Origin of the sequence: Aquirufa antheringensis, from assembly GCF_023921165.1 — a bacterium.
In the GTDB taxonomy this organism is placed as follows: domain Bacteria; phylum Bacteroidota; class Bacteroidia; order Cytophagales; family Spirosomataceae; genus Aquirufa; species Aquirufa antheringensis.
In genome coordinates this window covers 572,492-589,595 of record NZ_CP049835.1, presented here as the reverse complement: position 1 = coordinate 589,595, position 17,104 = coordinate 572,492, and the positions used below count along the sequence as shown (strand labels likewise).

Annotated in this window: 17 protein-coding genes; 11 read left to right on the top strand and 6 right to left on the bottom strand. The window is 43.9% G+C overall.

The window, feature by feature from the left end; genetic code table 11:
* Positions 1–118 precede the first annotated feature (118 nt).
* Positions 119–448, bottom strand: coding sequence for a hypothetical protein (locus tag G9X63_RS02755; RefSeq protein WP_252624056.1), 330 nt, complete (start codon positions 446–448; stop codon positions 119–121).
* Between the two features lie 82 nt (positions 449–530).
* On the opposite strand from G9X63_RS02755, the gene nadC reads away from it, so the two are divergent.
* Both nadC and nadA read left to right on the top strand, forming a co-directional pair.
* Complete coding sequence (nadC, locus tag G9X63_RS02750) at positions 531–1,385, top strand: carboxylating nicotinate-nucleotide diphosphorylase (RefSeq protein ID WP_252624041.1); 855 nt, start codon at positions 531–533, stop codon at positions 1,383–1,385.
* A complete protein-coding gene (gene nadA, locus G9X63_RS02745) occupies positions 1,382–2,368 on the top strand; it encodes a quinolinate synthase NadA (RefSeq protein ID WP_252624038.1) in 987 nt (328 codons plus the stop codon). Before nadC ends, nadA begins: the two co-directional genes overlap by 4 nt.
* Here the strand turns inward: nadA and G9X63_RS02740 are convergent.
* Entirely contained in the window at positions 2,365–2,838 is a 474-nt protein-coding gene (locus G9X63_RS02740) for a RidA family protein (RefSeq protein ID WP_252624036.1), read from the bottom strand. The genes nadA and G9X63_RS02740 overlap by 4 nt on opposite strands.
* Entirely contained in the window at positions 2,825–5,467 is a 2,643-nt protein-coding gene (locus G9X63_RS02735) for an MGH1-like glycoside hydrolase domain-containing protein (protein WP_252624034.1), read from the bottom strand. The genes G9X63_RS02740 and G9X63_RS02735 overlap by 14 nt, the downstream gene beginning before the upstream one ends.
* Before the next feature lie 88 nt (positions 5,468–5,555).
* Here G9X63_RS02735 and G9X63_RS02730 point away from each other — a divergent pair, with 88 nt between their 5' ends.
* The 6 genes from G9X63_RS02730 to G9X63_RS02705 are packed head-to-tail and all read left to right on the top strand — an operon-like array spanning position 5,556 to position 11,853.
* Complete coding sequence (locus G9X63_RS02730; RefSeq protein WP_252624032.1) at positions 5,556–7,316, top strand: DUF885 domain-containing protein; 1,761 nt, start codon at positions 5,556–5,558, stop codon at positions 7,314–7,316.
* On the top strand, positions 7,316–8,278 hold the full coding sequence (locus G9X63_RS02725; RefSeq protein WP_252624030.1) for a GSCFA domain-containing protein: 963 nt from the start codon (positions 7,316–7,318) through the stop codon (positions 8,276–8,278). Before G9X63_RS02730 ends, G9X63_RS02725 begins: the two co-directional genes overlap by 1 nt.
* Positions 8,279–8,301: 23 nt before the next feature.
* Positions 8,302–9,381, top strand: a complete 1,080-nt coding sequence (locus G9X63_RS02720; protein ID WP_252624028.1) for an Mrp/NBP35 family ATP-binding protein — start codon at positions 8,302–8,304, stop codon at positions 9,379–9,381.
* 1 nt (position 9,382) lies between these two features.
* Entirely contained in the window at positions 9,383–9,625 is a 243-nt protein-coding gene (locus G9X63_RS02715; RefSeq protein ID WP_130895081.1) for a NifU family protein, read from the top strand.
* 7 nt (positions 9,626–9,632) lie between these two features.
* Positions 9,633–11,333 carry a D-alanine--D-alanine ligase family protein gene (locus tag G9X63_RS02710; protein ID WP_252624025.1) on the top strand — a complete coding sequence of 567 codons (1,701 nt, stop codon included), beginning with the start codon at positions 9,633–9,635 and terminating at the stop codon, positions 11,331–11,333.
* Positions 11,326–11,853, top strand: coding sequence for a YfiT family bacillithiol transferase (locus tag G9X63_RS02705; protein ID WP_252624022.1), 528 nt, complete (start codon positions 11,326–11,328; stop codon positions 11,851–11,853). Before G9X63_RS02710 ends, G9X63_RS02705 begins: the two co-directional genes overlap by 8 nt.
* Positions 11,854–12,278: 425 nt before the next feature.
* Here G9X63_RS02705 and G9X63_RS02700 read toward each other — a convergent pair whose 3' ends face one another.
* Together G9X63_RS02700 and G9X63_RS02695 are read right to left on the bottom strand one after the other, a co-directional pair.
* Entirely contained in the window at positions 12,279–12,728 is a 450-nt protein-coding gene (locus tag G9X63_RS02700; RefSeq protein ID WP_252624019.1) for a SixA phosphatase family protein, read from the bottom strand.
* Positions 12,728–13,228 (bottom strand): gamma carbonic anhydrase family protein, encoded by a 501-nt coding sequence (locus G9X63_RS02695; protein ID WP_130922919.1) that lies wholly within the window; start codon positions 13,226–13,228, stop codon positions 12,728–12,730. The genes G9X63_RS02700 and G9X63_RS02695 overlap by 1 nt, the downstream gene beginning before the upstream one ends.
* A gap of 44 nt (positions 13,229–13,272) precedes the next feature.
* Between G9X63_RS02695 and G9X63_RS02690 the strand changes: the two genes are divergently transcribed.
* Both G9X63_RS02690 and udk read left to right on the top strand, forming a co-directional pair.
* On the top strand, positions 13,273–13,776 hold the full coding sequence (locus G9X63_RS02690; protein WP_252624016.1) for a hypothetical protein: 504 nt from the start codon (positions 13,273–13,275) through the stop codon (positions 13,774–13,776).
* A 60-nt stretch (positions 13,777–13,836) separates the two neighbouring features.
* Positions 13,837–14,460, top strand: coding sequence for a uridine kinase (udk, locus tag G9X63_RS02685; protein WP_130895076.1), 624 nt, complete (start codon positions 13,837–13,839; stop codon positions 14,458–14,460).
* On the opposite strand, the gene nadB is transcribed toward udk, so the two are convergent.
* Positions 14,443–16,023 (bottom strand): L-aspartate oxidase, encoded by a 1,581-nt coding sequence (gene nadB, locus G9X63_RS02680; RefSeq protein WP_252624014.1) that lies wholly within the window; start codon positions 16,021–16,023, stop codon positions 14,443–14,445. The genes udk and nadB overlap by 18 nt on opposite strands.
* 130 nt (positions 16,024–16,153) lie before the next feature.
* Here nadB and G9X63_RS02675 point away from each other — a divergent pair, with 130 nt between their 5' ends.
* Positions 16,154–17,098: a hypothetical protein gene (locus tag G9X63_RS02675; protein WP_130895074.1), complete on the top strand. Its 945-nt coding sequence runs from the start codon at positions 16,154–16,156 to the stop codon at positions 17,096–17,098.
* The last annotated feature ends 6 nt before the right edge of the window (positions 17,099–17,104 follow it).

The window sequence follows — 17,104 nt, the reverse complement described above, 5'->3', positions numbered from 1 at the left end:
GTTAATGGTAAATGAAAAATTGTGAATGGTAAATGGTGAGCGGTAGATGGTTCCTCAGCACAGTCTACTGACTACTGTTTACTGGCTTACTGATTACTGACTACTGATTACTGTTTTCTCACGGCGCCAGAGTGGCTATAAATTGGGTAAATAAAATCCGTAAGAATTGCGTGCGATGAGTGAATGCAGGCAATTTAATGGCTTGCATCGAGCGCGCAACGAAGATTTCGGTAGGGCTGCTGAAGTTCCAATCTTGAGGAAAATCGAGTTGTAGAGTGGTAGCAGATTGATAAACGTGCTGTTCCGCCTTGACAATAGTTTGCTTAGAAGTCTTCTCCGTCTTTACTGCACCTGTTTCTACTGCGAACAGCGAAATAGGCTTAGCCACGAGCCAAAAAAGCACCGGGATAAACAGAATAAGATGGGATATTTTAACCTTCTTTTGCATTGTAGAGAGCAAAAATAGGATATTTTTCTTAGAAATCAATTCTCCGGGTAATTTTCGTAATTTTGGGGCGTAAAATAGACGCATGTTCAACTACGAAGACCCTTCCTACGTTCAAGCATTCATCCAATCGGCCCTTCGGGAAGATGTGGGTGACGGCGACCATACCTCGCTTTCTACGGTCCCAGCGGATGCGAAAGGAACGGCGGAACTAAAAGTAAAGGACCGGGGAGTTTTGGCTGGAGTAGAACTTTCTGTCGCTATTTTCAAGGAATTAGATCCTGCATTACAAGTGAAGGTATTCATTCCGGATGGAACCTGGATCGAACCAGGACAAGTAGTTTTAGAGGTCAGTGGATCCTCCCAATCGATATTGAAAGCGGAGCGTTTAGTATTGAATTGCATGCAACGAATGTCCGGGATTGCGACTTACACACGCTCTTTAGTTAACATCCTAGATGGCACACGCGCGAAATTGTTAGATACGAGAAAGACAACTCCTAACTTCCGTTTGGCAGAAAAATGGGCCTGTAAGATAGGTGGAGCGGTTAATCACCGGTATGGCTTATTCGATATGATCTTAATAAAAGATAATCACGTGGACTTTGCGGGTGGGATTAAGCAGGCTTTGGAAAAAGCATTCAGCTATGCTAAGACCTTAACGAAGCCCATTGAAGTCATGATTGAGGTCAGAAATGAAACAGAATTAGACGAAGTACTTGCGATAGGTGGGGTAAAGCGCATCATGCTAGACAATTTTACACCCGATCGCCTCCGCGATGCGATTCGCAAAATTAACGGACGCTTCATTACCGAGGCTTCTGGTGGAATTACAGAAAAAACACTCCGCGCCTATGGCGAAACGGGTGTCGATTATATTTCCGTGGGGGCATTAACCCACCAAGTAAAGAGTTTAGATTTAAGCCTAAAAGCGAAATGAATTTACAGGAAGAAGCAACCTCAGTGGGCTACATTGCCCGTTCTACCCCTAAAGGAGTCGAACTCATCACCGAAATCCAACGACTAAAGAAGGAGAAAAATGCGGTGATTTTGGCACACTACTATGTGGATGGTGAAATCCAAGAACTAGCGGATTACGTAGGCGATAGCTTAGGTTTATCTCAGGCAGCTGAGAAAACAGAGGCGGATTTAATCGTCTTCTGTGGTGTTCATTTCATGGGCGAGACGGCGAAAATCTTAAATCCCACGAAAAAAGTGGTGGTACCAGACTTCAACGCAGGTTGTTCACTAGCAGATTCTGTGCCAGTGGCTGAATTTGCCGCTTTAAAAGCCAAGCACCCGAATGCTGTGGTGGTTTCTTATATCAACTGCTCTGCCGATATCAAGGCGATGACAGACATCATTTGTACTTCTTCGAATGCGGTGCAAATCGTTGAATCAATTCCAGCAGATCGTGAAATCATCTTCGCCCCTGACGCAAACTTAGGCCGATATGTGGCTCACAAGACGGGACGCGAGTTGATCCTTTGGGAAGGCGCTTGCATGGTGCATATCGATATCTCTTTAGAGAAATTAGCGGTACTAAAGCAAGAATACCCAGATGCGTTGTTAATCGCGCACCCAGAATGCAAGGAAGTGATCTTGAAAGAAGCGGATTATGTGGGCTCGACGACGGCCCTGTTGAAATTCGTGGAAACGTCGCCTAATTCGACTTTCATCGTAGCTACCGAGGCGGGCATCTTACACAAGATGAAGCAATCGGTTCCGCACAAGCACTTGATTCCTGCTCCGGCTAACGAGCAAAACACCTGCGCTTGCAGCGAATGTCCGTATATGAAGATGAATACGCTGGAGAAATTATATAACGCCTTGTATTACGAACTGCCTGAAATCAATTTACCAGAAGCAACGCGCATTCCAGCCTACAAGGCCTTGAAAGCCATGCTAGAGATATCTGCTTAGTCGTTTAGTTCAAAAACAGCTTCGATTTCTACCGGAATATTATCGGGCAATGTTCCCATTCCCACCGCGGACCGAACGCCTATGCCATTTTCTTCTCCCCACACCTGGGCGAATAATTCGCTACATCCGTTGATGACGTACGGATGACGCAAGAAATCGTCTGTGGCATTGACCATACCTAATACTTTGATGACGCGTTTGATTCGATTTAAAGAGCCTAACTGCGCTTTTAAGGTGGCCAAAATCGCTAAACCCACCTGGCGCGCCGCTAATTTGCCTTCTTCGATATCTAAGTCTTTTCCGATCCGACCGATTATCAAAGAACCATCCGTCTGCACCGTGCCATGGCCTGAAACATAGTAGAAATGATCTATCTGTAAACCCGGTTTGTATACGCCTAAAGGTTTAGGAGCTGGTGGAAGTGTCAGGCCTAAGGCCGCAAAATTCTCTTCTGGACTAGTTTTTGCCATGTAATTGTCTGATTATTTCGGAGATTAAGCCTGTCCAACCGGTTTGGTGGTTCGCGCCTAATCCTTTTCCAGTATCTCCGTCGAAATATTCGAAGAAGAGATGTGAATCTTTAAAATGAGGATCTTGGAATTTATCGTATTCGCCATACATCGGTGTTTTCCCGTCTTTATCCGGCACAAACATCGCTAACAAACGCTCAGAAACCCCACGCGCTGCGTCTTTGATATTCATCATTTCACCCGAATTCGTTGGGAATTCTACCTCGTAGTCTGAACCATAATAGTCAGAGAACTTCGATAAGGAGTCCAAAATCAAGTAGTTCATCGGGAACCAGATGGGCCCACGCCAGTTCGAATTTCCGCCAAACATATCGCCCGTAGACTCTGCAGGCGTATAATCAACTTGCAGCGTACCTCCCTCATAGGCAAATTTATAGGGATTCTCTTTGTGGAATTTAGACAAGGAACGAATGCCAAAATCAGATAAGAATTCCGTCTCATCGAACATCCTTTTCATAATCATCTTCATCCGGTGACCACGCAAGATCGACAGTAAACGTGTCTCCCCTTTACCCGGTTCGTACCAACGTGAAATCAAGTTGGCTAAGTCTGGACGGTTATTTAATACCCATTCCACGCGGCGTTTAAAGGCCGGTAATTTTTCCAGCATCTCTGAAGTCAAGGTTTCCACGGCAAAAAGAGGAATCAAGCCCACCATGGAACGCACCTTTAATAACTCTGCCGACCCATCCTCTTTATGCAACATGTCATAATAGAACTGATCGTCTTCGTCCCAAAGATTCAACTTATCTCCACCGATCGATTGCATCGCCCCGGCAATGTGCAAGAAGTGTTCGAAGAATTTCGAGGCCATATCTTGGTAGACCGGATTCTCTAGTGCAATCTCGCAGGCAATACGTAGCATATTTAAGCTATACATCGCCATCCAACCCGTTCCATCGGCCTGCTCTAGGTGGCCCCCTGTAGGTAATTCAGCGGAACGGTCGAACACCCCGATATTATCCATTCCAAGGAATCCTCCCCCAAAAATGTTATTCCCTCCCTCATCTTTCAAGTTCACCCACCAAGTGAAATTCAATAATAGTTTGTGGAAAATACGCTCTAAAAAGATGACGTCCCCTTTTCCTCCATTCATTTCCTTATCGATCTCGTAGACCTTCCAGGTTGCCCAGGCGTGTACCGGCGGATTGACGTCGGAGAAGGACCATTCGTAGGCCGGGATTTGGCCGTTCGGGTGCATGTAATATTCGCGGAGGATAACGGCTAGCTGTCTTTTGGCAAAATCAGGATCTAATCTGGCCAAAGGCAAAGTATGGAACGCTAAATCCCAAGCCGCAAACCACGGGTACTCCCATTTATCCGGCATGGACAAAATGTTCGCCGCATACATGTGCCTCCAGGTGCTATTTCGACCATTTTTCCGGCTCGCATCTGGCTTCGGCATTGATGGATCACCTTTAATCCACTCGAATACATTATAATAATACCATTGTTTCGTCCACAGCATCCCAGCATAGGCTTGGCGCTGCAGAGAACGTAAATTATCATCCTCAATTCCTTTCTGCAATTCCGCATAGAATTGATCCGCATCGATGATGCGATCTTCGAAAACTTGATCAAAATCCGCGAATGGCTCGCGCTGTGTCACATTACTCAAACGCAGGCGATACACTTTCTTTCCTCCTGCCGGAATCTTGTCTGTGTATTTTACCGAGGCCTTCGTCCCAATGTGGTTCGGGTTAACGGCGTGTTTTTGTTTGTTTACGATGTAATCGTTAATCCCATCTTTCGTAAAATGCGAGAGGTTATCCGAGTGGTGCAAACGCTGAAAATTCGTCTCATTATCACAGAAAAGGAATTCATCCGCATCCTCTGCATACAATTTAAAACGCCCTACCACGCGGTGATCGACTTCAATAAATGAATTTCCCACCCCCGTTAGCAGTGGTTTGTAATTGTATTTCTCGTAACCCCAGCACCACGTATTTCGGTACCAAATGGTAGGCAAAACCGTGATAGGCGCCGCCACTTTCGAGCGGTTTTCTACGGTTACTTTAATCAAAATATCTTGTTCGTCCGCTTTCGCATATTCGATCGAAATATCGAAGTATTCATTATTATCAAAAATCCCCGTATCCAAAAGCTCGTACTCCGGCTCCTGACGATTTCGCTTTTTAGATTCATCAATCAGTTTTTGGTAGGGAAATGTGTGCTGCGGATACTTGTACAGCATTTTTTGGTAGGAATGCGTAGGCGTCGAATCTTGGTAATAGTATAATTCTTTAACATCCTCCCCGTGATTCGATTCCGCTCCTGTTAACCCGAAAAATCGCTCTTTTAAAATATGATCTCGGTGGTTCCAAAAGGCAAACGCAAAACAAACGTGTTGTTTATTATCTGATATACCCCCTATCCCCTCTTCTCCCCAACGGTAGGCTTTCGAACGCGCCATATCGTGGGTTATCGTCCCCCAGGCATTTCCATGGGCGGAATAATCCTCTCTCACTGTTCCCCATTGACGCTCCGTCAAATAAGGCCCCCATTTTTTCCACCCTTTATTATCGTTTCGCAATTGCAATCGTGCGCGCTCCGCTCCCAATCCTGACATAGTACTTATTTAATGTATAAATTCTTAACTTAGGTATAAATGCAAAGACCAATTTACGTAAATTGCCCCTAAAATCAGCAAATAAACGATGAAAAAACTCCTCTATTTATGCCTTCTTTTGTCTTTTTTTTCTTGTAAAAAGTCAGATCAACCCTCTACCGAATTAGCTAAAATAGTAGGAGACTACTATGAAGAGCAATTAAAACTCAATCCCGGAGCAGCCACTGCGAACGGTGATAACCGCTACAATGACCAATTAAACATCGATTTCACCGATAGCCACCGCGCACTAGTGAAATCCGTTTTAGAGAAATACCACAATTCTTTATCAGCCTTACATCGGGATGATTTGAATGCGAACGATCAAATCACCTATGATTTATTGACGCGTGACATCAAATTAGGTTTGGAGGGATTGACTTATCCAGACAATTTGACCCCATTGAACCAATTCTATGGGTTCCACTTGACTTTCGCGCAATTAGGCTCTGGCCAGGTAATGCAGCCATTCAAGACCGTTAAGGATTATGAAAACTGGGCGAAGCGAATGAAAAAAGGCGTGGCCTATTTAGATTCTTCGATTGTTTATTTCCGTAGAGGAATGAAGGAGGATTATATGTTGCCAAAGGCTTTGGTCGTCAAAATAATCCCTCAATTAACCTCTTTCGCGGTGAAAGACATCAAGGAATCCACTTTCTATGGTCCTTTGAAGCAATTCCCTGCCTCTTTCTCAGCAGCAGACAAAAAGCGTTTTACAGCCGAATACACGGCGGCGATTCAAAACGAAATTCTTCCGGCTTATGCTCGTTTAGCTACTTTTTTACAGGACGAATATTTGCCGAAGGCGCGTACTAGCACGGGAATTAGTGCCTTGAAAAATGGTGCAGCGTACTACCAATACTTAATTCGTGTCTTAACTACTACAGACAAACCAGCAGACGAAATCTACCAAACTGGGTTAAGCGAAGTAAAGCGTATTCGTACCGAAATGGAGAAAACGAAAAACGCGGTGGGCTTCAAAGGAACGTTAGCGGAATTCTTCACACACATGAAGACTGACCCGAAATTCTACCCCTACAAGACACCAGCAGAGGTTTTAGCCGCATTCCATGCCATTCATAAGAAGATGGAACCGTCATTAAAGACGATGTTTGGTCGCGTACCTAAAACGCCTTTTGAAATTCGACAAACCGAAGCTTTCCGCGCCGCCTCTGCGTCTGCAGAATACTTCCAAGGATCAGAGGATGGAACACGTCCAGGGATCTTTTATGTACCTATTTTGGACGCTAAAAAATTCAATTTCACCTCCGGAATGGAAAGTTTATTCTTGCATGAAGCGATCCCAGGCCACCATTACCAAATCAGCTTGCAACAAGAAAATGCTGATTTGCCTAAGTTCCGCCGATTCGGAGGCAACTCTGCTTATGCAGAGGGCTGGGCATTATATACCGAAAGTCTAGGCAAGGAATTAGGTCTTTACACGGATCCATACCAATACATGGGCGCCTTAGGCGATGAAATGCACCGCGCCATCAGACTTGTGGTCGACGCCGGAATGCACTCGAAAAACATGACCCGTGAAGAAGCCATCAAATACATGATGGATAACGAGCCTTTAAGCGAAGAAGGTACGATTGCTGAAATTGAACGTTACATGGCGATTCCAGCACAAGCTTTGAGTTATAAAATCGGCGCCTTGAAAATCCGCGAGATTCGCGAGCGCTTGACGAAAGAAATGGGCTCTAAATTCAAGTTATCGGATTTCCACGACGAACTATTGAAAGATGGAAATATGCCTTTAGACGTTTTGGAAACCAAAATGAACACTTGGGCAACTTCTGTAAAATAATGCAATTAACCACGACATTTCCCATTCCACCAGCACCTTCACTCTTGAATCACAGGAGTAGGGTGCTGGCGATGGGTTCTTGTTTTGCAGCCTCGATGGGATCGCGTTTGAGTAAATTGCCGCTGGAGGTAATGACGCAGCCTTTTGGCACCTTATTCCATCCTTTTGCGATTACTAGGGCTTTATCGGGAGAGGTTTCGGAAGATCTGTATGAACACGGAGGGTATTTTTTGCACCCAGATTACCATTCGGTGTTTACTTCGAATTCCTCAGCAGACTTAGTAGAAGATATTCGATCAGTGGCAACGGAGGTCGTGGATTTTAAGACCTCAGCAGACTTTTTAATCCTCACCTGGGGAACATCATTTAGTTATTTCGACAAACATCTAAATAAAACGGTGGCTAACTGCCACAAGATGCCTTCAGATCGTTTCGAAAAACGATTATCAACGGTGGATGAGATAGTTTCCCATTTTTGCTCTCTACTCTCCACTCTCCCATCTACGACGCAAGTCGTTTTAACAGTCTCACCTGTTCGCCATACCAAAGACGGTATGCAGGAGAATCAGGTTTCTAAATCTACTTTGCGCGTAGCAGCGGACATTATTTCTAAACAATTCGAGAATGTCCACTACTTTCCAGCCTACGAAATTATGCTGGACGAATTGCGTGATTACCGCTTCTATGAGGCAGATATGATCCATCCGAACCAGCAGGCGCAGGATTATATTTGGGAGCGATTTGTTTCGACTTATTTCGACCCAGAACTACAGTCAATTAGGAAGAGGTGGGATTCGATTTACCGGACTTTGGCACACAAACCTCACCCGGCTAAATTAATCGACCACCGACGTGTTTTAGAAGTATTATTAGCAGAATTAAATACCGAAAAATACCAAGAAATTGATACGTGCAAAATCGCCGAATACGTCGCGCATGAAATAAAAAACACGTATATTTGAGGTTTGAAAAGGAAAAGAGATTCATGGGAGAATTAAGCGTAAGCAAAGAGATTATTTTAGGTGCCCTGAGCACCGTTCAAGAGCCAGATCTGAAGAAAGATTTAGTGACCTTGAATATGATTAAGGACGTGGAATTAGGCGTGGGCGAAGTTCGCTTTACGGTCGTTTTAACGACACCTGCCTGTCCTCTAAAAGAGAAGATCAGAAAAGATTGCGAGGACGCGATTCACAACCTAGTGCATCCAGACCTGAAAATCGTGATTAATATGACGGCCGAAGTAACCACTTTGACCTCTAAAGACCCCCTTATTCCAGGCGTTAAAAACGTGATTGCGGTGGCATCCGGTAAGGGTGGCGTAGGTAAATCAACGGTAACGGCAAACTTAGCGATGGCCTTGAAAAATGCTGGAGCGAAAGTAGGTATCCTAGATGCAGATATTTCTGGACCATCGATTCCGGTGATGTTTGGGGCAGAAGATTTACAACCTTTAGTGACGGAGGTAGACGGCAAGAATCGCATTCAACCGATCATGCAATATGGCATCAAGATGATCTCCATGGGGTTTTTAGCTCCGAGCGAAAGTCCTGTGCCGTGGAGAGGACCTATGATGACGCAGGCTTTGCGTCAGTTTTTTGGGGATACCAACTGGGATGAATTAGATTATTTACTAATCGATCTTCCTCCGGGAACTTCGGACATCCATTTGACATTAGTTCAGCTAATTAAACTAACCGGTGCGGTAATCGTGACGACTCCTCAAAAAGTCGCTTTATCCGATGCCACGAAAGGATTAGCCTTCTTCAAGCAAGCAGGCATCAATGTTCCTTTATTAGGTTTAGTTGAAAATATGGCCTATTTCACTCCAGCTGAATTACCTGAAAACAAATACTATTTGTTTGGTAAAGATGGCGGTAAGCAATTAGCCGAGAAATACGCGGTTCCTTTCTTAGGTGAGGTTCCTTTAATTCAAGCGATTCGCGAAGCAGGAGACGAAGGTAAACCCATCGCCTCGAGTGAAGGCCCTAGCGCCGATGCGTTTGCCAGTATCGCAGCTAATTTAGCCCAGCAAGTAGCCATTTCTAACGCGAATCAAGCCTCTTAATATGGAAAACCACCCACTACATAATCGCATTCAAACCGCGTTAGATAGCATAAGACCCTATTTAGTGGCCGATGGAGGCAATGTAGAAATTGTCGAAATCACTCCTGAAAATGTGCTTAAATTAGCTCTAACAGGTAATTGTCAATCTTGCAATATGTCAGCCATGACTTTTAGAGCAGGGGTAGAAGAGGCCATCCGCAGAGATGTCCCAGAAATTACAGCAGTAGAAGAAGTAAAACCCTAATAGGCATATGATGCGGATAGGAATATTTTTTGGTGGCCCCGCACGTGAACGGGAGATCAGTTTTTTAGGAGGCAAAACAGCGATGGCCCACCTGAACAAGGCTTTGTTTCAGCCTATCCCCGTTTTCGTGGATAGCCTAGGCCATTTCATCTTGATCAGGGAAGAGCTCATTTTCGAGGAATCGATTCGTTCATTTTACCCACCTAAACGCTTACAAACTGCTCCATTCAATGTGTATATTGAATCTTTGCCTGATGCGGATGCCGTAGAGTTATTAGCGGAGGTCGGCACAATTATTCAGCCAGCTGATTTTGCGAAACACTTTGACTTTGCCTTCATCGCGATGCACGGTCCAGGTGCAGAGGACGGTAGTATTCAGGGACTATTAGAGTGGTATAACATTCCCTATTCAGGACCTAGTGTACTAGGATCGGCTATTGGTATTGATAAAGCCAAACAAAATGACTGGCTGAAGAAGTCCGTTGGTTTGGAGAAGAAATTTTTCGTTTTACAAAGAGATGATTATAACAAGTATGGCCGTGAAACTCTTTTCGAGCAAGTAAAGAAAGAAATCGGTATCCCTTTTGTAGCCAAAGCACCACACCAAGGATCCTCCATCGGTCTTGCCTTCGTGAAAGAGGATTCACTCGAGGTTTTCGATCAAGCCATTAAAAAATGTCTTTTTATCGAGGAAATTTACCGCGAGGAATGGATTAAACTAGACGAAGAGGCACAAGTAGCTTTATTACAAAAAATGGTCAACCTAGACGAGGGAATTGGTTTCCCAGTCGTGTTCCAAAAACAGGTGTACCATCATCCAGCTAACTTATTAGAAGCCCTCCGAGAATACTTCACGCATACGGTCACAAAAGCAAGCATTCAATCGATTCACTCAGAAGATGCCATCTTATTAGAGTCTTTCGTGAATGGAAACGAATTTAGCTGCGGCGTCATCCAAACCCCAGCCGGACAAGCTGTGGCCCTACCTCCTACCGAAATCGTCATCGATGAATCGGTAGAAGTATTTGATTTTAATGCCAAATACAAATCCAAATTAACGCGCAAACGCATCCCCATGCACGCAAGCCTGGCTCACCTACAAGTGATTCAAGCGCAAGTAAAACAAGCGTTTGAGGACTTAGGCTTTGGGGTTTGTACCCGCATCGACGGATTCCTAGACACAAATGGCATTGTCGTTTTACACGATCCTAATACGATTCCAGGCATGTCGCCTAGCTCATTAATCTTCAAGCAAATGGCCGAAATAGGGCTGAATGTGACAGATTCTTTGACCTACTTTATTCGCCAATCGATACGTGAACGCTTAAGAACGGGCAAAAATTATTATGCCCTTTGTTTACAATTAAAAGCCTTGGATGAGGCAATTGCAGCCTCCTTGAAAGCGAAAGCAGCACAAGAAATCCAGATATTGGAGATCGTCGGTACATCCGAAGAGGATTTAGAAGCCAGCTTCCAAGCCATCAAGGTTCAGGCAGCCGAATTAGCAGCTCTTGGAACAGAGAACTTCCGCGTTTGCACTCCTTTGGAAATCGAAGAAGGCGAAACATTGCTTCCCCTACATGTCGCTCATTTAAGTAAAGATACCGCCAAAGAAATGTTAGAAGCCATCAAAACTGGAGTTCATCCACTGATTGCTCACACGAGAGAAGCGGCTATCGACATCACTAAATTTTATACGCATGTCTAATACAGAACTGAACCCATTGCAATACCCTATCGGGAAATACAAACAACCAGAGGTCATTACACCAGAGATCAGAGCTGCTTGGATCAAAACAATTGCAACGACTGCTGACGATTTAACGGCCTTGTTAAAGGGTGTTGATGAAACTTTATTAGAGAAACCTTACCGCGAAGGCGGCTGGTCTGCGCGCAAAGTCATTCACCATTTAATGGATAGCCACATGAACAGCTACATCCGTTTCAAAATGGCCTTAACAGAAGACAATCCAACCATCAAACCTTATAGCGAAGACGATTGGGCATCTATGCCAGATGGCAATCAAGCACCTATCGCTTGGTCTATAGAGGGCTTGCGTTACATCCACTTGCGTTGGGTATATTTAATGGAAACACTAACGGAAGCAGATTGGAAGAAAACCTATTTACACCCAGAACGTGGTATTACGTATCAACTAGATAAGGTGTTGGGGATATATGCATGGCATTGTGAGCATCATTTACGTCATATTGCTTCGGTTCTTTAGATTATAGAGTAGAGAGTAGAGAGAAAAATCTACAGCTCTCTTTTAAAGAATAAAGCACTTTTTTAAAGCATAAAGCACAAAGAATAAAGCATAGAGTTGGATTCGCTTGCGGCGATGCATTCATGAAATGATTGAATATTATTGATTAAAATCAAAAGGGGCTTAGGCCCCTTTTTTATGCTATTTAAATGAAAGATGGAGAGATTCTACATTCACAAAATTATTGCGCAGCACGATTTTAGAATGTAGAATCCGACATAGCACGATTTTGGTAGTGGAAATCTAAAGTACTCAATGTGAACTTTTCTCTAAATGCTTTTTTTTGTTCCAGGGTGCAGTGGTATTGCTTGCCATCTGAACTGCTAAACCGATCATCAGCAGCGTAAACAAAATTAACACCCAGCGAAATATTTTCTGATTCTTGTTCATAGTTGATGTGTGATGTTAGCGGAGCCTTTGGTGATTTCTGACCAAGAGCTTAGACCTGGAAAATGCAAAGATACACAACCGGCGGTTTCCATTTGGATCATTTCACCAGTTAAATAGGAGGCTAGGTAAGAAATAGAAGGGTTGTGCGCGACCAGGTAGATAATAGGCTCTGTCCGCTTCGCGATCTCTGTCAAATAATCTGGTCCGCTAGAGATATACCAAAATTCAGATAACTCATATTCTGAGAAGGGTTTGCCTAGTAGTTCAGCCGTTTCTCGCGTACGGATGGCATCAGAGATTAACCAGAACCCAGCTGGGAATTGTTTTAAATGCATCCACTCCCCTAAAAGAAGCGCTTCTTCAATGCCTCTTTCTGAGAGATGGCGTCCTTTATCCTCTACCGTGTGTGGCCCTGCATGTGCGTGGCGAATGAGTATGAGTTCCATTATTCGAAGTCAGCTGCGGTTAACAAGGGAAATTTTCCAGATTTGTGTTCGGCCCCCATTTTAACATAATGCGGTGGGCCATATTTCAGACGATTAATTTGATCTTCGTTAAGGGTCTTAACCACTTTTGCAGGCGTTCCTAAAACCAAAGAGTAATCGGGAATTTCCATTCCTTCCGTGACTAAGGCGTGAGCCCCGATGAGGCAAAACTTTCCTACTTTGGCCCTATTTAATACCGTAGCCTGCATTCCCACTAAACTCCCCTCCCCTATTTCCGCGCCATGCACGATGGCTCCGTGGCCGACCGTCACATGAGGCCCAATGATGGTTTTATCGCCCTCATCTGCATGCAAAACGGCATTGTCTTGAATATTGCAGCCTTCTCCTAGGTGAATCTCCTCCACATCCGCCCGAATTACCGCGCCATACCAAACAGAAACGTCCTTCGAGATGAAAACGCGACCCATTACGCTGGCCGTAGGTGCAATAAAAATCGCCATGTTGTTTTATATTATTGACCAAATATACCTTAAATTGCGAGTCTATGAAAGAATTCTACGATTTTGGCAGATGGAAAACGACGGATCACATCGCTTCCATTGGCTGTGGTTATGGTTGGTGGGAAGTAGGCCTTTGCCTACATTATACCGCACAAAATTTAGCCCTAGTAGATCCAGTCGTACAACAGGAAGATATCCAAGATAGCATTGACTATTTCACGGAAAAAACGGGATTAATTTGGAATACGGAGGTCGAACTAAATCCGGAGAAGCTGCAAAATAAAGATCAAATTTGGGTCTTTAATGCCTGGCACGAATTGGAGGATCGCGCAGCCATGCTGGCAAAAATCAAAAGCGCCTTAAAGGAAGGTGGCATCATCATTATCGAGGAGGAAATATCCAAAGTGGAGCGTTTGCAGCATGAAGGATGCGGAAAAGACTTATTTTTTGAGCCCGAAATCATCGACGAATTCGAGCAAGCCGGCCTGAAATATATAGAAACCAAGACGAAGGATGAAGTGGCGATTTACCTCAAATTCCGAAAATGAAAGCGGTTTTTTAGCTTAAATAAAAACCTTTTCGCAAATTTGCACCGGAATTAAGCACTTATGTCAACAATCGAACGTCCTTTTATTATCGGAATCACTGGTGGTAGCGCCTCAGGTAAAACCCTCTTTTTAAGCCGATTAATGGAACAGTTCAGGACGGATGACATCTGCCTTTTGTCCCAAGATAACTACTACCGTCCTATCGAACACCAGACGAAGGATCACAACGGAATCGAAAATTTTGATCTTCCAGGGGCCATCGATGACCAAGCTTTTGCGGCAGACATCGAACGATTGCGTAACGGCGAAGTAGTGAGTAGGGTGGAATACACCTTCAATAACACGGAGAAAGTGCCTGATATGTTGCATTTTCATCCCCGAAAAATCTTAGTAGTGGAGGGGATTTTTGTGTTTCACTTTCCGGAGGTGGCACAGCTTTTGGACCTCAAAATATTCATTGACGCCCGAGATAAAATCAAATTAAAACGGAGAATCAAACGCGATAACGAAGAGCGAGGATACGATTTGCAGGATGTGATGTACCGCTGGAAATACCACGTAAAACCCACCTACGAGGAGTTTATTCGACCACACAAACGCAGTTGTGACATTGTGATTCCGAACAATCAGCACTTCGAAAAAGGACTCGATGTAATCGTTTCCTACCTAAAGAATCAGATCTAGGTTATAGTGCAACCCTTTGTTTTCCCGCTGTGCCCGCGCGTGTTTGATGATCAAATAGGCTACATTAATCATATTTCTTAATTCGCACAAAGGCACCGTAATTTTCGATTGACGGTACAATTCTTCATGCTCTAAATAGATCAATTCCAAACGATCATAGGCTCTTTTCAAACGGCGATCCGTCCGAACAATCCCCACATAATTTGACATGATGGACTCTAATTCACGCGTCATCTCCGTCACTAAAACCATCTCCTCGGGGTGGCGTGTTCCCTCATCATTCCACGATGGAATACCTTCCGGCAACACCTGGGTACCATATTCAGAAACTGATTTTTCAAATGCCCGGTGCGCGTAAACAATCGCTTCTAATAAGGAATTAGAGGCTAAACGATTCGCCCCATGTAAACCCGTAAACGAACATTCACCGGCGGCGTAAAGATTTTCGATATTCGTTTGGCTATGTTCATTCACGATAATTCCCCCACATAAATAATGTTGGGCTGGAACGACTGGAATCATTTCCTGAGACATATCAATACCTAACACCTGCAGGCAATGATCGTAAATCATGGGAAAATGCTGTAGAATTTCTTCCTTCGGAATATGACGGGTATCTAAGAAAACGTGATCCGTTCCGTTCTTCTTCATCTCAGAATCGATCGCACGCGCCACAATATCCCGAGGGGCTAAAGATAAACGCGCATCGTACTTTTCCATAAAGGTAGAACCATCTTGGTTCTTCAAAATTCCACCGTGTCCGCGAACAGCTTCGGAAATTAAGAAAGAGGGTTTTTTACCCGGATTATACAAGGCCGTAGGATGAAATTGAATGAATTCCATTCCTTGCACAAAGGCTTTTGCTCGGTAGGCCATTGAGATTCCATCACCCGTTGCGATCGTGGGATTGGTCGTCGATTGGTACACTTGACCGATTCCACCGGTAGCTAACAAGGTGGTTTTACCTAAAAAAGTTTCAATTTTATTCGTCTTGAGATTCAGCACATAGACCCCAAAACATTTCTTACCCGGCGTATCCTTCGTCACTTTCTCTCCTAAATGATGCTGGGTGATCAAGTCTACCGCAAAGTAATGCGTAAAGAAATCCACGCAAGTGTAGGACTTGACTTTGGCTAATAAAGCCCGTTCTATTTCATTTCCGGTTGAATCCTTATGGTGCAAAATACGCTTATCGGAATGGCCACCTTCTTTCACTAAATCAAATGATCCATCTGCTTGGCGATCAAAATCAGTCCCGTAGGCGATTAACTCTTTTAAACGCGCTGGAGCCTCATTTACCACTATTTCTACCACCTTGCGATCACTCACAAAGTCCCCAGCTACCATCGTGTCTTCTATGTGTTTTTCAAAGGAATCCGCTGAATCCCAAACGGTTGCAATCCCGCCTTGCGCATATTTCGTATTCGTCTCTTCCGCCACTGTCTTCGTTATCAAGGCAATTTTGATGGGGATTTGACGTTGCTGAAAATAGTCCGCCACTTTAACCGTGTAAGATAAACCAGCAATTCCAGAACCGATGACAATAAAGTCGTATGTAGGCATAGGATTTAAATAAGCAATGCAAATTAATCAAAAAGAGCCTTCAATCCGAGATACCCCCCGAAATGTGGACTTTTTTTTGTACTTTTGCCGCAATAAAAATTATAAACCCTTAAAAATCAATTTATACCCAATGGAACAATCGCCTAACAACAATTCCAAAACAGCCCTAATTGTCTTAGCAGTGCTAACGGCAGTATTAGGAGTTTTGTACTTCCGTTCGTACCAAACGACGAAGGATCAAGCTACGCAAATCGAACAAAAAGCAACCGAATTATCCAATACGCGCGCTTCTTTAGATTCGATTTCGACGCAATTAGATGCTAAAATCGCTGAGATCAAGTCTCTTGGTGGTCAAGTAGCTGATTTAGAAGCTTTGAAAGTTCAATTAGAACAAGATAAAGCCTCTTTAAAGAACTCAAACCACGCAACGATCGCCTCGTATGAAGCGAAAATTAAAGAATACAACGTGGTCTTGTCTACAAAAGACGCTGAAATCGTTGAATTGAAGAAGCAAAACGGTATTTTAACGGAGAGCAACCAAACGTTAACGACGCAAAACACGACGTTAAACACGGAGAACTCAGGTTTGAAAAACCAAAACCAAACGTTAAACGATACGCTTTCTTCAGTAAGCCAACGCAATAAAGAATTAGCACGCAAAGTAAGCATTGCTGCTGCTTTGAAGGCACAAAACTTGAAAGTGTTAGCCGTGAACGCGAAAGGAAAAGAAACAGAACGTTCTCGTTTAAATGGAAAGAAAATCGAGAAATTGAAAGTGGTATTTAGCCTAGCGACAAACCCAATCACAAAGTTAGAAAACAAGACGGTTTACGTTCGTGTATTAGATGGCGAAGGTGCTACTCTTTCTGACGAAGCAATCGGTTCTGGCCGTATCACCATCAACGGAAAAGAGCTGACGTACACAGCGAAGCAAACTTTTGAATATACGAATGATAGCCAAACCGTAGCTGTCACTTACCCTCGCGGTGGTGTTGCTTACAAGCCAGGTAAATATTCAGTAGAATTATATGCAGAAGGTTTCCAAATCGGAACTGGCGCATTCGAGGTAAAGTAATTTCCT

Bases quoted from the DNA above. Each gene is read 5' to 3' on its own strand.
- nadC (WP_252624041.1), top strand. From the start codon at position 531: ATGTTCAACTACGAAGACCCTTCCTACGTTCAAGCATTCATCCAATCG.
- G9X63_RS02700 (WP_252624019.1), bottom strand. From the start codon at position 12,728: ATGGAACTCATACTCATTCGCCACGCACATGCAGGGCCACACACGGTA.
- G9X63_RS02735 (WP_252624034.1), bottom strand. From the start codon at position 5,467: ATGTCAGGATTGGGAGCGGAGCGCGCACGATTGCAATTGCGAAACGAT.
- G9X63_RS02675 (WP_130895074.1), top strand. From the start codon at position 16,154: ATGGAACAATCGCCTAACAACAATTCCAAAACAGCCCTAATTGTCTTA.
- G9X63_RS02725 (WP_252624030.1), top strand. From the start codon at position 7,316: ATGCAATTAACCACGACATTTCCCATTCCACCAGCACCTTCACTCTTG.
- G9X63_RS02695 (WP_130922919.1), bottom strand. From the start codon at position 13,228: ATGGCGATTTTTATTGCACCTACGGCCAGCGTAATGGGTCGCGTTTTC.
- nadA (WP_252624038.1), top strand. From the start codon at position 1,382: ATGAATTTACAGGAAGAAGCAACCTCAGTGGGCTACATTGCCCGTTCT.
- G9X63_RS02705 (WP_252624022.1), top strand. From the start codon at position 11,326: ATGTCTAATACAGAACTGAACCCATTGCAATACCCTATCGGGAAATAC.
- G9X63_RS02755 (WP_252624056.1), bottom strand. From the start codon at position 448: ATGCAAAAGAAGGTTAAAATATCCCATCTTATTCTGTTTATCCCGGTG.
- nadB (WP_252624014.1), bottom strand. From the start codon at position 16,023: ATGCCTACATACGACTTTATTGTCATCGGTTCTGGAATTGCTGGTTTA.
- G9X63_RS02690 (WP_252624016.1), top strand. From the start codon at position 13,273: ATGAAAGAATTCTACGATTTTGGCAGATGGAAAACGACGGATCACATC.
- G9X63_RS02740 (WP_252624036.1), bottom strand. From the start codon at position 2,838: ATGGCAAAAACTAGTCCAGAAGAGAATTTTGCGGCCTTAGGCCTGACA.
- G9X63_RS02720 (WP_252624028.1), top strand. From the start codon at position 8,302: ATGGGAGAATTAAGCGTAAGCAAAGAGATTATTTTAGGTGCCCTGAGC.
- G9X63_RS02715 (WP_130895081.1), top strand. From the start codon at position 9,383: ATGGAAAACCACCCACTACATAATCGCATTCAAACCGCGTTAGATAGC.
- G9X63_RS02730 (WP_252624032.1), top strand. From the start codon at position 5,556: ATGAAAAAACTCCTCTATTTATGCCTTCTTTTGTCTTTTTTTTCTTGT.
- udk (WP_130895076.1), top strand. From the start codon at position 13,837: ATGTCAACAATCGAACGTCCTTTTATTATCGGAATCACTGGTGGTAGC.
- G9X63_RS02710 (WP_252624025.1), top strand. From the start codon at position 9,633: ATGATGCGGATAGGAATATTTTTTGGTGGCCCCGCACGTGAACGGGAG.